10 protein-coding genes and 2 pseudogenes are annotated in these 14,350 nt (G+C 70.4%); 3 read left to right on the top strand and 9 right to left on the bottom strand.

All coding sequences use genetic code 11. The annotated features are described in order from the left end of the window. Positions 1-365: 365 nt before the first annotated feature. Positions 366-1,157: a hypothetical protein gene (locus ACFYSH_RS14725; RefSeq protein WP_388752638.1), complete on the bottom strand. Its 792-nt coding sequence runs from the start codon at positions 1,155-1,157 to the stop codon at positions 366-368. A gap of 252 nt (positions 1,158-1,409) precedes the next feature. After that, positions 1,410-2,297 carry a helix-turn-helix transcriptional regulator gene (locus ACFYSH_RS14720; protein WP_359466567.1) on the bottom strand — a complete coding sequence of 296 codons (888 nt, stop codon included), beginning with the start codon at positions 2,295-2,297 and terminating at the stop codon, positions 1,410-1,412. A 259-nt stretch (positions 2,298-2,556) separates the two neighbouring features. On the opposite strand from ACFYSH_RS14720, the pseudogene ACFYSH_RS14715 reads away from it, so the two are divergent. Then, a pseudogene (locus ACFYSH_RS14715) lies at positions 2,557-3,572 on the top strand (zinc-dependent alcohol dehydrogenase family protein). Positions 3,573-3,685: 113 nt separating this feature from the next. After that, on the top strand, positions 3,686-4,096 hold the full coding sequence (locus tag ACFYSH_RS14710) for a cupin domain-containing protein (protein WP_359466562.1): 411 nt from the start codon (positions 3,686-3,688) through the stop codon (positions 4,094-4,096). A 306-nt stretch (positions 4,097-4,402) separates the two neighbouring features. Here the strand turns inward: ACFYSH_RS14710 and ACFYSH_RS14705 are convergent, their stop codons facing one another. The 3 genes and pseudogenes from ACFYSH_RS14705 to ACFYSH_RS14695 form a co-directional block, all read right to left on the bottom strand. Next, the gene (locus ACFYSH_RS14705) at positions 4,403-5,833 is read right to left on the bottom strand and encodes a WGR domain-containing protein (RefSeq protein WP_388752636.1); all 1,431 of its coding nucleotides are present in this window, start codon (positions 5,831-5,833) and stop codon (positions 4,403-4,405) included. A gap of 229 nt (positions 5,834-6,062) precedes the next feature. Continuing rightward, positions 6,063-6,299 carry a contact-dependent growth inhibition system immunity protein gene (locus ACFYSH_RS14700; protein WP_388752801.1) on the bottom strand — a complete coding sequence of 79 codons (237 nt, stop codon included), beginning with the start codon at positions 6,297-6,299 and terminating at the stop codon, positions 6,063-6,065. A gap of 135 nt (positions 6,300-6,434) precedes the next feature. Then, positions 6,435-7,236, bottom strand: a pseudogene (locus ACFYSH_RS14695) (MBL fold metallo-hydrolase). Between the two features lie 310 nt (positions 7,237-7,546). Between ACFYSH_RS14695 and ACFYSH_RS14690 the strand changes: the two are divergent. Next, a complete protein-coding gene (locus tag ACFYSH_RS14690) occupies positions 7,547-7,861 on the top strand; it encodes a hypothetical protein (RefSeq protein WP_359466550.1) in 315 nt (104 codons plus the stop codon). A 764-nt stretch (positions 7,862-8,625) separates the two neighbouring features. Here ACFYSH_RS14690 and ACFYSH_RS14685 read toward each other — a convergent pair. Genes ACFYSH_RS14685 through ACFYSH_RS14670 form a run of 4 tightly spaced genes read right to left on the bottom strand, consistent with a single transcriptional unit; the run spans position 8,626 to position 14,333 of the window. Continuing rightward, positions 8,626-9,624, bottom strand: a complete 999-nt coding sequence (locus ACFYSH_RS14685; protein WP_388752634.1) for a hypothetical protein — start codon at positions 9,622-9,624, stop codon at positions 8,626-8,628. Beyond that, positions 9,621-11,534: a ferritin-like domain-containing protein gene (locus tag ACFYSH_RS14680; RefSeq protein WP_388752631.1), complete on the bottom strand. Its 1,914-nt coding sequence runs from the start codon at positions 11,532-11,534 to the stop codon at positions 9,621-9,623. The genes ACFYSH_RS14685 and ACFYSH_RS14680 overlap by 4 nt, the downstream gene beginning before the upstream one ends. A 10-nt stretch (positions 11,535-11,544) precedes the next feature. Then, a complete protein-coding gene (locus ACFYSH_RS14675; protein WP_388752628.1) occupies positions 11,545-12,975 on the bottom strand; it encodes a radical SAM protein in 1,431 nt (476 codons plus the stop codon). Beyond that, the gene (locus ACFYSH_RS14670) at positions 12,972-14,333 is read right to left on the bottom strand and encodes a hypothetical protein (RefSeq protein WP_359466542.1); all 1,362 of its coding nucleotides are present in this window, start codon (positions 14,331-14,333) and stop codon (positions 12,972-12,974) included. The genes ACFYSH_RS14675 and ACFYSH_RS14670 overlap by 4 nt, the downstream gene beginning before the upstream one ends. Positions 14,334-14,350 lie beyond the last annotated feature (17 nt).

Raw genomic sequence — 14,350 nt, 5'->3', positions numbered from 1 at the left:
CGCGTCCCGATCTTCCGCCGCAATGTCAGCCGGCGGTCTCCGCCGCACGTTCCTCCCCAGGTGATGAAAAACCGGTCCAGCGGCCTACAGCTGTCGTCGAGGACCGTGGCGAGCCGGTCCGGCCCAGCCGCGCAGGCCGGCGGTGTCGTCTCCGCCGCCCCCGCCCCCGCGGGCGGGGGGGCGGCCGGGGCCGGGGCGGCGGGGGCGGCGCGCGCGGGCGGGGCGGCGGGCCGTTGGGGTGGTGGCGGGGGGCTCGGGTGTGCGCCCGCGCGGGGGGGGGGGGGGGGGGGGGCCCGGGGGCCCCCCCCCCCCCCCCCCCCGCGATCCGACTGTCGCCCGGGGCCCCCTCGCCGGGCTCGACCCGCTCAGGCCAGCAGGATGTCCTCGCCCGCCGTCACGGGGACGACCTCCCCGGCCGACGGCGCCTCGGCCTTCACTTTCGTCCCGAAGTCCGACAGGCTCATCGTCGTCATGGCCTTCATACCGCCGAAGTAGGACAGCCTGGCCTGGACGGCGCGCCCCTTCCCGTCGACCCACACGTCCGCGTAGACGGGCATGTCGTCGCCCAGCTTCTCGCGCAGGTCGTCCAGCCCTCGTTTCGTCTCCGTGGTCATGCGGAGCGTCGCGGTGGCGTGATCTATCGTGCCCCGGTAACGCACCGCAGGGGCGTCGTCCACCTGCTCCTCGCCCTCGTTCGACACCTGCCGCATCGCCTTCACCTGGCGGAGCAGGTGCTCGGGGTCGTTCAGCGGCGCCCGCAGGAAATAGCGGGTCAGGGCCTCGCTCCGAACGGCCGAGGCCCACTTGCCCTCGTCCACCGCCCGCGAGCCCCGCACGTAGACGGTGCCGCCGACGAAGACTTCCTCGACGGGGTTCATACCGCTGTCCTCGAGTTCCACCGTGAGTCGGCCCTTGTCACCTGCCATGTCGAAGGCGCCTGCGACGGCGAACACGTACGTCGTGGAGCTGTCGGCGGACTGCAGCTCGATCCTCTCGTCCACTCGGGCGCTGTCCGCGCTCGTCCTCTCTATCGCGGTGCGCACGGTCTCCCCGTGATCCACGGCATTCTTCGTGCTCTTCCCCGAGTCACTGTCCGGACCGGCACAGGCGGTGCAGAGCAGAAGGACAGCGGCGGAGAGGAGGTGTGCGCGGCGCATGAGCTCTCCAAGGAATCGTTACTGCGGCAGGGTGGAGCCCGAAAGGGCTTGCAGACCTTCGCACGAGACCGTGAAGGGGCCCGGGAATTCCTGCCTCAAATCCCTGCCCGGCAGGGATCCTGACGTGACATCGGGTGTGAGGGCGGTCGCGGCGTTCGTACGGCACATCGTCGTGCCCCCATCGGTGAGAACCAGGTTACGTCCGCCGGTCCCCTTCACTCCGGCGTCCGGCTCTGTCCGCCTGAAGCGCCGTCAACTGGACGCGTGCCACGCGGGGGAGGTCGCGTCCTGGGTGGCTGCCCAGGAGGAGAGCAGGCGCAATCCCTCTTCGGAGGGGGAACCGGGTTCGGCGGTGTAGATGGTGAGGGTGAGACCGGGTTCGGCGGCCATGTCGAGACCTTCGTACGCGAGGGTCAGTTCCCCGACGGCGTGGTGGTGGTAGCGCTTGGTGCCGGTGCCGTGGAGGCGGACGTTGTGAGCACCCCAGCGGGTGCGGAAATCGTCGCTGCGGGTGGACAGTTCACCGACGAGGTCGTGGAGGTCCTTGTCGTGGGGGTTGCGGCCGGCTTCGGTGCGCAGGATGGCGACGGCGACGTCAGCGGCCTGGTCCCAGTCCGGGTAGAAGCGGCGGGAGGCGGGATCAAGGAACTGGAAGCGGGCGAGGTTCGCCTGGTTGTGGGGTGTGGCGTGGACATCGCTGTACAAAGCGCGGGCGAGCTGGTTGGTGGCAAGGAGGTCCATGCGCCCGTTGCGTACGAAGGCGGGCCCGGCGGTGATCGCGTCCAGGGTCCACTGCAGGCTGAGGTGTGCCGTCCACTGCCGGGTCGTGCGGCGCCGGGGGCGGGTGAGGGCGTCGGTCCCGTCGGCGGCTTGGGCCAGATGGAGGAGGTGTGCGCGTTCGGCGTCGTCGAGCCGGAGGGCGCGGGCGACGGCTTCGAGGACGGCGGGGGAAACGCCGGCGAGGTTGCCGCGCTCCAGCTTGGCGTAGTACTCCACGCTCACGTCGGCCAGGGCTGCGACCTCGCTGCGGCGCAGACCGGGGACGCGTCGCCGGGGGCCGGACGGCATCCCGGCCTGCTCAGGGGTGATCTTGGCGCGCCGCGAGGTGAGGAACTCGCGGACCTCTTGACTGTTGTCCACGCCATCGACGGTACGTCCCCCGCACGGCCGAGGGGTGTACTGCCGGTACACCTCTTGCTGGTGACTCGCTGGACGGGCGAAGAGCGGGTTCCATGGATGACGTGGCGCTTTGCGTCGGCCGTACCTGCGGACAGGCGATGAGTCCGCATCCGGTATCGGGCTCGGGACGGCCTTTCGCCACCCGAGCCGGGCAAGCAACTGCAATCGGCGGCCGGTACACCACCCTGGTACCGCTCGTCTCGACACGTAAGGAAGCCTCATGCGCGGAGCAGTGATCCACGCCGCCGGCGACGTCGTTTCGAAGTCCTGGACGATCCGAAGATCCTCCACCCGACCGACGCCGTCATCCGCACCGCCGTCACCTGTGTGTGCGGCTCCGACCTGTGGCCCTGGCGCGGTCTGGAGCCGATCGGCGAGGCGCACCCCATGGGGCACGAATACGTCGGCTTCGTCGAGGAGGTCGGCAGCGAGGTCACCTCGGTCAAGCCGGGTCAGTTCGTGGTCGGCTCCTTCGCGACCTCGGACAACACCTGTGCGAACTGTCACAACGGCTACCAGTCGAACTGCCTGCACCGTGAGTTCATGAGCACCTGCCAGGCCGATCACGTGCGCATCCCCAACGCCCATGGCACCCTGGCCGCCACCGACGAGGTGCCCGGTGCGGAGCTGTGGCCCGGTCTGCTGGCGGTCTCCGACGTGATGGGTACCGGCTGGTGGGCGGCCGATGCCGCCGAGGTCAGGCCCGGCTCGACCGTCGTGGTCGTCGGCGACGGCGCGGTGGGCCTGTGCGGGGTGATAGCGGCGAAGGAGATGGGCGCGGAGCGGATCATCGCCATGTCGCGGCACGCCTCCCGGCAGAACCTCGCCCGCCGGTTCGGCGCCACCGACATCGTCACCGAGCGGGGCGAGGACGGCGTCGCCCGGATCAAGGATCTCACCGACGGGATCGGTGCCGACTCCGTGCTGGAGTGCGTCGGCACCGCGCAGGCCATGCAGCAGGCCCTGCACTCGGCGCGGCCCGGTGGCAACGTCGGTTTCGTCGGCGTCCCGCACGAGGTCGCCGTCGACGGACAGGAACTGTTCTTCTCCCACGTCGGGCTGCGCGGCGGCCCCGCCCCCGTACGCCGCTATCTTCCCGACCTCATCGACCGCGTCCTGTCTGGCCGGATCGACCCGGGCAAGGTTTTCGACCTCACCCTCCCCCTGGACCAGGTCGCCGAAGGCTACAGAGCCATGGATGAGCGACGCGCCATCAAGGCCCTCCTCACGCCCTGACCTGCTGCCCACGCAGCCTGCCCGCTCCGGGCCATCCGCGCCGCGGCCCTCAGCTGGGGACGTGCCGACGCACTCGCACACCGCTCGCCTGTGAAACCGACGAAGGAAAGACCATGCGGATCACCCGAAGCTCGATCGACACCGTCAAGGGCCCCGCCGACTGGTTCACCGGCGACGTCTACATCGACCCCGTCGCCGCGGCACCCGCCCCGTCCCGGGTCACCGCCTCCCTGGTGCACTTCATGCCCGGGGCGCGCACTCACTGGCACCGCCACCCGCTGGGCCAGACCGTCTTCGTCACCGAGGGTATCGGCCTGTGCCAGCGTCGGGGCGGGACAGTCGAGGTCATCCGGCCCGGCGACCGCGTCCTGTTCGAGGCCGATGAGGAACACTGGCACGGCGCCGCACCGAACCGGCTGATGGTCCACCTGGCCATCAACGAGGGCGACGCCGACCACGACGTCGTGCACTGGCTGACCCCCGTCACCGACGACGAGTACGCCGCAGCCCCGGCCACCACCTGAGAGCTGGCCGACCCAGGTCAGCAGCGGGGGCACGAGGTCGGTCCGCCGCCCGACTGTGCAGGGGGAGGCCGTGTGCACCGCGGCCTTCGCCACGCGGCCGTCCGAGCCGCCGCCTCGCCGCCCCGCTGTCGTGTCCGTACAGGTCGTGCGGCCTTGGACCGCCGGCGCAGAGCAAGCGCCGGGCGGTGGCCTCGCCTCGATAGTCTGCCCGGCGTGATCGATTCTTCCGACCGTGGTGGGCGTTGTCATGACATGGGTGGGCGACATGACGTGAGGACGAGGGCGGGAACCGGGTGGGGGTGCACATCAGACCAGCCGCCTGATTTCGCCGCGCACCCGGTAGAAACCCGCCGGGGCGGGATGCAAGGCGTCGACCACATAGCGGGTCCCCGGCTGACGCATCCCGCGCGGGAACTGCACGTTCCACGACGGCTCGAAGCCGTCGGAAACGACATGGACCCGCAGCCTGCCTGCGTCCTGGACACACTCCACGACCACCGCGCCGGGCGGCGGCGAGGTGACGGTCGTGACCGTGGCCGCCGGAGTATAGGTGGGCAGCGCCGCCGCGGACTTGATGTCCGCCGCGACCGGGACCGTGCCCTGCTGGGCCGCGGCGACGGCCGCGGGGCTCGCGTCGACGCACACCAGCGACCCGTCCGTGGTGACCATGTACAGCTTGTCGTCGAAGAACTGCATGGACAGCGCCGAACCGCCGCCCGTACCGAGCTTCCACAGGCGTGTGCCGTCGGCGTCGAAGCAGTACACCGACGAGGAACTGTCGCCCGCGAAGACGAAGCGGCCACCGGGGGCGGTCGCGCATGCGTACACGGCGGTGTCGCAGCGGAAGGTCGCCTCCACCACGCCTGTCGCCTTGGACAGCCGTTGCACCACGTTGCGTGCGGTGCCCGCGTAGACCGATTCGTCCTCCTGCCAGCCGAACAGCACCTGACCTGGCGTCGCGGTGTGCCACAGCTCCCCCGAGCCGTCCGGCGCGTAGGCCGTGACCCCCTTGTGGTGTCCGTGGTAGACGGCCCGTTCGTCGGCGCGCACCATCCAGCCGTGCTCCCCGGTGGACTTGCGCGCCCACTGGTACTCGTCCTCATGGTCGATGACCGTCAGACCCCCGGCGCGGTCGGAAACGTTCAACACGCCTTCGCGGATGTCCAGCCAGAAGATGTCCACGTCCGCCGCGATGTCGTACGCCGCGAACGGAAGCTTCGAGGAGAGGTCGTAAACCTTGCCGTCGTCGCACCCCGCGTAGATCCAGAAATCGTCCGCCACCAGGCACTTGACACCGTCGGGCAGCTTGTAGCGCGCCAGGACCTCACCCCCGTGACTGACGGTGTAGACGTCACCCGACTGGTTCCCCACCCAGCAGCGGTCCTCACCGACGTGAATACCGAAGGCCGCCGCACCGGTCTGGAACCGCCACAGCACGGGTGCTACGGCGCGGGCGGTGGAGGGCGCGGAAGCGACCTGGCGGCGTGTCACCGCTCGTGCCGCGCGCTGCCCCTGAACCGCGGGTGCGTAGCCCTTGCGGACCTTCTCGCCTATTTTCTTGGCCGCCGCGGCCTGCGCCTTCACCTCCGAGGGGAAGGAGGAGGTCTGCAACTGGCCACCCGCGCCGATGCGTCCGTAGCGCACCGAGACCACTGTCCCTTCCACGGTCACCTCGTAGAACTTGTGCGCCCCTGCGCCGTCCTGCGACAGTTCCAGATACGTGGTGGTACGCGACATGGCAGTCCCCTCAACAAGATGCACCGGCGCTCCGTTCGCACCGTGTCCGACAGAGACCACGCTACGAGAGACCACTGACATCGACGCCCGTGAGCGGGTTCCGGTGGTCGCCACTACCCCACCGACTGACGCGCTGCTGGGGCTGACGGAGCTCAGCTCTGACAGGAGACATGCCCGAAAGCCGTATCCACGTACTCGTCCCGAGCGTCGCTACCAGTTCGGCGAAGCCTCACACTGCGGCATCTCCGCCGCGGGGCAGGTCAGCGACCGCTGTCTCCGGCAACGTGGTAATCACAGCGCACAGCCTCGCGTGAAGGTCCGGCAGCAGGGCCCATGCTGAAACAGGGGCGCTGACCACAGCGAGCAACAGGTCGCCCTCGTAGAAGGACGCGTCGAGCAGCGGCCCCTCGCGCAACAGGCGCACGGCGAGTGGAAGTACGTAGGGCAGTGCCACCTGCTGTGACATGACGATGCGCAGGTCTGGCGGACCGAGCTCCCCCAGGCGCACACGCCGCAGCACGCACTCTGCGTACCAAGTAGGTCGCATCAGCGGCAGGCGGCGTCCAGCAGGGCGGGTCGAGCTCATCGACCTCCGAGTGGGTCAGCAGGCGATGAACGGCTCGGTCAGGTGCGGGGTCGCGAGGTGAAGAGTGTCGACGGCCGGACTGTGGAGCACCTGTTGCCTTTGAGGCCTTCGCCTGCTCGGGATCCATCTCGTGGGCGTAGGCGACTTCGGGGTGGAGCAGCTGGATCGCGTGCACGAGCAGATCACCGGTGACGGCGACCAGTTCGCGCTCGGACGCGACGAGCACGCTCTGGTGGCCGGGTGTGTGACCGGGCGTGGCCAGCACACGCTCGCCGCTGCCCAGCGGGGTGTCGCCGTCGAGCAGCCGGAGCTGATCGGTCTTTCGGAGCGGGTCGATCACAGTGGACCGCAGCTGCGGGTTGACCTCCTCGATCGCGTCAAGTTCGGCCTGCTGCAGCACGTATTCGGCGTTCGAGAAGAACGGCTGCGCCTGCTCGCCTACGACGGCCCAGCCCACGTGGTCGGTGTGGAGGTGAGTGAGCACCACGGTGTCCACGTCGGATGGTTCGATGCCCGCGGCGGCCAGCGAAGCCGGGAGCGTCCCGGGCACGGGCGCCCAGGAGGCCGCCGGGTTGTCGGCCGGGCCGATCCCCGCATCGACCAGAGTCACACCCTGATCGCTGCGGATCGCGAACGCGCGGAACTGGAGCCACCAGCGCCCGTCGGTGTCGAGGGCGCCGGGATCGAGCTGGTCGGCCGCCGCCCATTGCTCGGTGGTGGCATGGGGGAACGCCTCCGACCTGGGGGAGAAGAAGGGGCCCGCGCCGTCGGCCAGCGCGATAACGGTGTACTGACCGACCTGAATGGAAGGAGGCATCCCACAGATGGTGCCACCAGCAGACGGCTCGCGACCAGGGGGCGCCCCGGAGTTCACCAGATGGTGCCGTCACTTCTCGGTGCTGGCACAGGTCTTGGGGAGCGGTCACGGAGGGTACATGAAGCAGAGCTACCTTGCGGAGTACTGCGAATCCGGTTGGCCCGTAGAGCCGCCTCTGCGATCGGAGGACCACGTCTCCCCGGTCAGATAACCTGTGGCCATGGGGGACATAAGGTCGGCCACGTTCGGGAGCAAAGACACGTCGCGGCCCGAAGGCCCGTCGCGGTGGAGGCAACTGGCCCCGGTGTGGGTGAACTTTCTCATCGGAGTGCCCGCCGTGGTGCCCTTGCACTCGGCATGGTTGCTGCTGACTGAGTACCGCTCTTGCGCGTTCGACAACTCAGGCTTCGGGAGCGAATGCGGCAGTGTCGATGTCATCGAAGGAGCGGGGTGGGCCAGAGTCGGCGTTGTTGTATTCGGCGGGCTCGGTCTGTTGCTGGTCGCCATCCTTGATGTGCTCTTCCCCGCGGCCTATGGGCGTCGGATCCGGCCATGGCTACTTGGGATCCTCATCATCCCGGTCCCTTATCTGACCGCCATCGCGGCACTTACCCTGCTCGGTTGAGATGGCGCCGGGGCGCCCTCGATCACCGACCGGGGCAGTGGCAGGGCCCTCCGTGTGGTGCTGCGTGCAGATGTGGGGGGCTGTCGCGGAAGGTCACTGAAGCAGGGTCATCCTGCGGAGCCGTTCGAATCCGGCTCGTGGTGGGACTGGCCTCCCCGGGGCGACGCACATGGTTCCGGGGCAAGCAAATTGCGCGGCAGGCGTTGGCCCGCAGCTGGGATGTGACGACGCTCGCCCCGCAGCCGCTCCGTCGCCGACGTCCACCGGAGCCCAGGCCACTCATGTGCCCGCACCGTGGCCGGCGACCTGTTCCGCCTCTCCTCCTCGATGCACGCCCGTCAGCATGCCCGCTGCTGTGAACGTCTGACGCGGCTTTCCGAGACACTGATCATGCGAGCCGCCATCGCCCTCGTGACCAGGCGTCCGGCCAGGAAAGCGCCACCTGTTAGCTGGCCTTCGTCTACGCGTCCGTCGGCCCGCCACCACCAGGCGCACCCGGCCATGCGCAGGCCCTCGTGGTCGTCCGCGCCGATCAGTCCGTCCGGAAGCCTCGCCGGCATGCTGCGTTTTCTCACGGCGATAGTCGCCGCCTCCCGGGCGGCGGTCGAGATCGAAGGCGCCTGCGGGCGAGTCGAGTTCTCCCGTATGCCGGGCAATCAGCGTCCGGCGGTGCCCGGGCGCCCGTTCCAGCCATCGAGCGGGACCCGGCGAAACCCGCTCGCTTGCGCATCTTCCATATCGGGTGAGAAGGCACGTAGGTCCCGTCACACGACGGCGACCGGCAGTCCCGGAGTGCGGAAGCCGAGCCGGGCGGTGTCCAGTTCGTCCGCCCAGAGGGCGGAGGTGAAGGCGGTTCCGTACAACTCCGAGCAAGCGCGCAGATGTTGGACGAACGCTGTGTGCAGCCGGACGGTGTAGTGCGCGCAGAGCGCGGTGGCCGGGGTGCCGACGGCCTCCGCGTCGATCACGGCGGCGGCCAGGACGGCCGTCCGCAGCGCCTGGGCGGTGCCGGTGCCGCTGAGTGGGTCGTAACGGATGGCTCCCGCCCCGACGGTCAGCCGACCGGTCGGACTCGGTTCGCCGGGCGGTGACGCGGGTGTGCGGTGCAGCCGCGGGGCGGCCGGGACGGCGACCGCAGTGTCCGGCGCACGGCGCAGAACACAGCCCAGTTCGGACTCGGCGAGCAGCCGGGCCAGCAGCTCGGCGGCGTCCTCGGCCGGGCCGGGCACCATGGCTTGCACCAGGCAGTCGCCTCGGCCGAGCGGGGTGAGCTGGAGCCAGCCGAGTGCGGTGGTGCCCAGCAGCGCGGTCCGCTCGTCCACCCCGGGCCGCAGCAGCGCCGTCCCGGCCAGCAACCGCCTTCTGCCGACCTGTCTTTGGCCGCCCGGGTCATCCGGTGCCCTCGCCGTCACCACCCACCGGGCAGGGTCGGTCGACACGGTGACGGCCTGTGCGAGCCGCTCCCGCATCCGGTCCACCAGCACCGCGCCGTCCACCACGCGGGCCGGTTGCGCGAACCGCGTCGAGGGCTCGCCGGGCCCCCAACTCACCTTACGGTGACGCAACAGGTGGGCCCCGCCGAGGAGTCCATCGCCCCAAAGCGAGCGCAGCAGGTCAAGCGTGGGGCCGGTCAGCAGCAGCGGCCGTGCGCCCGCCGCTGGAGCGTCCGCCTCCTGCCGGACCCGGTGGCCGCGCCCGGCCAGCAGCCAGGCGCAGGTGAGTTCGGCGAGGCCGCATCCGGTGATAGTGACAACCGTGCTCACCCGTCGCCGTCCGTTCCACCGCCGTCCTGGACGGTCAGTGCGGCGAGCAGCGCTTCGGTGTCGGCCCGGTGGCGGGTCGCCAGGTCCCGCGCTCCAGGGGTGCCGAGTGCGAAAATGGCGTCGAGGGGCGGGATCGCGGCGAGCGCGGCGGCCCGCGTGAACGGCCCCTCCGCGAGGGCGCCCCCGCCCTCCGGGTCGAGCCAGGCGGGCAGCGTGAAGCGGGGTGCCACGCCTCGTGCGGCGAGGAGGTGGTTGATCTCGTGCAGGTTGACCATCGTGCGGCGGGACAGCTCGATCAGCACCCCACCCGCCCGGTCGCCGAGCTCGAACGTGTCCTGCAGCATTCCCAGCAGCATCGCGTAGTAGTGCTCGCTGAGCGTAAGGAGCTGAGTCTGCAGCGGAGTTCCGGTGCCCGGCCCGAGGTCGCGCACCCACTGCTGCGGGGCGAGTGCGGCCAGGTGCGCCTTGACGGCGGTGAAGCGGCGGAAGTGGTCGCCGCCCTCGTCGATGATGAGCTTGACGAGGTGGGCCAGCCGGTCGGACTCCTCGAACAGCTCGGGCTTCTCCACCAGTGTCTCGTGCAGTTGGACGTACATCCCGTCGATCCCGGTGCCCTGCACCTGGCTCGGGGCCTCGACGTCGATGAACCACTGCAACGTGGCCTCGGTGAGAGGGCGCAGCTCGAAGGGGTGATCGCCGTCCCGCTCGATGTTCTCCGCACGGCCGAGGGTCACCGGCTCACCCAGGGTTCCGAGGGCTTCGTTGACCCAGCGCAGGTGGCGCATCTCGTCGACCGCGACGGCGAACACCTCCGCGGCGGCCGTGTGGATCAGCGTGGTCTGGGGACTCGCGTCCTCGGGCAGTTCCATGGGGGCGTTCAGTGAATAGTGCGCGAACAGGTATTCCACGCACAGGGCGTGCTCGACCGTGGCCAGCCTCTTCAGCTCCTTGATCACCGTGGTCCGGTCCAGCAGCGTCACAGGTTCAGGGACCGGAATGCCGAGTGTGTCGTCCTCGCGGTCGTTGAGGACCACGGGGAGCACGTCCCAGTTCGCGATCAGTCCGGGGTACGTGAACTCCAGCGCCGTACGTCTGCCCCTGGTGGCGCCGGGGTCGTTCGCGTCCGAGTCCAGGTCGGCGGCCGGCAGCCGGTCTCTGCGCAGGAAGTTCATCTGAGGGACGCTGCCGTCCGAGTTGCTGGTGACATCGGGTTTGGAAGCGGCCCAGTACCAGCATCCGCAGTCACGGAAGTCGTACTGCCACGGAGCGCACAGGCTGCGTGTGAGGTCGCCCGGTTCATACGTCTCCGGGTCGATCACTCCGTCCTCGTCTAGGTAACGGGCCCGTTCGGCGACCAGGACCGCGAGCTCGAAGCCGCCACCGGGGCTCCGCCGGACGAACCCCCCGTCGCTTCGCCGCAGGCTGTTCAGATCACCGATGGCGAGCGAGCCCTCCGAAGACACCCCGGGCCCGGGACCGAGGAGTACGGCGATCCGCCCGGGCAGCAGATCGTGCACACGCCGCCACACGCCCAGGCCGCGCAGCCCGCTGCAGTCGATCACAGGAGCCGAGAACTCCGTCTGATCCACGGTCGTACGTCCGCACAGTGCCCAGATGTACACGGGACTGTCGGGGTCGTCCACGTCGGCCTGGGCCAGCCCCGCGACCGCCGCCGCCCCGCCGTCGTGCACGGTGATCACCTTGGAGCCGCTGCCGCGCTGGAAATCCACGGTCAGCCCGGGGAAGAACCGCTTGTCCAGGTTGCGCTGGTCGAACTCCAGGCCAGGGAAGCAGTTGTCGACCCCGCTCTCCGGGCGAGTACCGGTCGGGTTCCCGTGTACGACGTGGTCGGCCCTGGCGGTGAGATTGCGCGGGAAGATCTTCCCGTCGGGAGTCGGAAGGTCGGGCATGGAAGCTCCTTCAGACGGCGCCGACGGCGCTCGTGGGACTGGCAGGGCTGACAAGTCGTACGGCGGATTCGGGCGGAGAGGAAAGGAACTCCGGTGCCGCATGCGAGAGTTCGACGTAGGCCCGCAGGCAGAAGTCCAGCCACCCGCGGATGTAGTCGCAGCCGGGCCGGCCCCGGCGGCTCACCTCGTGGTAGCAGCCGCCACCGCACAGGTAGCGGGCCCAACAGGACCGGCACGGCTCCTGCCGGTCCACATGACGTGCCGCCAGGTGCGCGGAGCGGGCCGGGACGTCGGACCCGGCGGCGAGCGACCCCATGGCGAAGGCGGGATCGTCGACCAGCCGGTGGCAGGCGTACAGGTCCCCGTCGGCCGAGGCGCTGAGGTAGCCGGCCCCTGCGCCGCACGGATACGGGCGGTGCGTGCCACGGTGCAGCTCGTGCATCGCGGTCTGGAAGTTCCCGAACGGATAGGCGCGCCCTGCCGACAGCTCGCGCAGCGCCTTCTCACCGCACTCCACCATCTGTTCCATGAACCCGGTGAAGGTCTCAGCGGTGATTTCGTACGCCGGGTCGGGCGCACTGACCACGGCGGCGAAGCCGACCTCGTCGAAACCCAGGTCGATGCCGTGCTCCAGCACGTCGAGCAGCCGGCCCGTGTGCGGGGTGACACTGACCCGCGCGGCCAGGTGCCGCGGGCGTCCCTGCCGGTCCAGCACCTCCAGGCCGGCCCGCAGTCTGTCGTACGCGCTGCCCCCGCCCGGTGCCTTCCGCAGTGCGTCGTGGCCCGCGCGGTCCCCGTCGAGGCTGACCGTCACGGTGAAGGGGTGCTCCGCGAACAGCCGGGCGTCCTCGGGCCGTACGCTCGTCAGATTGGTGGTGAGGGCGAAGCGGACCCGATGACCGGCGGCGGCTCCGGCCCGCTCCGCGAACGCGACCACCTCGTGCACCAGGTCCCGGGCCAGCATCGGCTCGCCGCCCATGAACCCGACCACCACGTCCGCGCCGGGCGAGGCCTCCGCCAGCAACCGGTCGACCGCCGCGAACGCCGTCTGCCGGGTCATCGCGCGGGCTTCGCCGCCGAACTTTCCCTCGTCCGCGTAGCAGTGCCCGCAGCTCAGGTTGCAGGCCTGCATCACGTTGAGCGAGAGGGAGGACAGCGGCGGCGGCTCGGCGGGCGTTCCGTCGATGCGCCGCTCGTCCCACAGGGGGAGCGAGAGCTCGCGGGCCACTTCCTCCAGGGAGCCCTCCGGAGCCGTCGTCCAGCGCTCCAGCCTGGCCGCGGTCTCCTCCGGCAGGTCGTACACCCGGCTGCCGTCCGTGACGAACAGGTGGGCTCCGTGCGCACTGCGGAAGAGCCTGACCTCGGAGTGGGGTCCGGGCGGCGCGTGCCCGGTCCCCGCGTCCTCGGGCGGGCGGCGGCCGATCTGGAGGAGTACGGTCACGAGCCCGCCTCCGTGTTCTCGCGCAGCGTCCGGGCCCAGCCGACCAGCAGGTCGTACTGCCGGCGCGTCAGGTGGAGCGCGGAGCCGTCGGCGCCGCGCATAGCGACGGGCATCCGGCTGTCCCAGGCAGGCCCGTCGGGGACGGGCTCGCGGATCACGCGGCGGATGAGGTCGGGCTGTTCGCGCAGCAGGTCCTCCAGGGCCTCCAGCACCACGTAGCGGCGGTGCCGCCGTCGTCCGCGGTCGGTCAGTTCGAGCAGGACGGAGGCCAGTCCCTCCGGGACATCCATCGGCCGGCCGACGCGTTCGTTCTGCACGTCGACGTTGACATTTCCCATCGTCTCGAGGACTCGCTCGAACAGGTCCCGGATCTCCAGGGCGGTCAGCCGCGCGTCGGCGAGGTACGCGGGATCGCGCACGTCCGCGCGCCGGACCCGGTCCGCCAGCCCGTCGGCCAACGAGATGAAGGGGCGCCGGTCCGGTGCGAAGTCGGGCGGGCTGACCACGATCCGGGCGGTCGCCGTCGGACCGCCCGTGAGGGTGACGGCGACGGTGCCGTCGCAGACGTCGTCGACCAGACCCAGGCTTTCAGGCTTCAGTCTCCGCTCCGCACCCGCGAACAGGCCGCCCGGGACGGTCCGCGGATCGTCACTCGTGTCCTGCACCGGGAAGCCGCACCAGACCGCTCGCGAGCTGAGGATCAGCCGCTGCGGCGGTAGCTCGTAGTCGGAGTTCTGTGCGCGCGTCACCAGGTCGGTCGGCCCGTATACCGCGCCGGCCCCCGGGGTGAACCGCAACCGCAGCTCGGGCAGGGCGGCGTTCGGGGCGGGCAGCTGTACGGAGCCGAGCGGCAGCTTGACGCCGACCGGGACCAGCGGCCGGTCGACGCCTTCCGGAGAGGCGCCGTCCAGCGCGTGGCGGCTGTGGTCGTCGCCCTGTACCTCGGCGTGCGCCTCGATCCGGTCACCAGGGGCCTGGGTGTAGTGGTAGGCCTTGAGATTGGCCACCGCCACCCGCCACCGCAGGTCGGCCGGGCTCAGCCCGAACTCCTTCAGCACCGCCGCGGTGAGCGGCCCGGTGCGGCGGTTGCCGCCGCTGGTCCAGGACGCGTGCAGCTCGAAGTACGGACACACCGGCCGCCAGCCGTCGGTGTCCTTGAACCGCACCTTCGTGGGCATCCGCTCGGTGAGCGCGCCGTCCGCCGCGAGGTCGAGGGTGGCGGCCGGGACGACGGTGGTCTTACCGCTGCCGCGCGGCGACAGGTCGCTCTGCCCCCAGTGGTAGTTGTCGCACGGCACAGGGGAACGTCCCAACCGGGCGATGGCGAGCGGTGGATGGAACCAGAGTCGGTCGATCACCGGCAGCTCCTAGCGGT

This window comes from Streptomyces sp. NPDC005791 (assembly GCF_042871485.1).
GTDB lineage: Bacteria > Actinomycetota > Actinomycetes > Streptomycetales > Streptomycetaceae > Streptomyces.
This window is presented reverse-complemented; position numbering and strand designations above follow the sequence as displayed.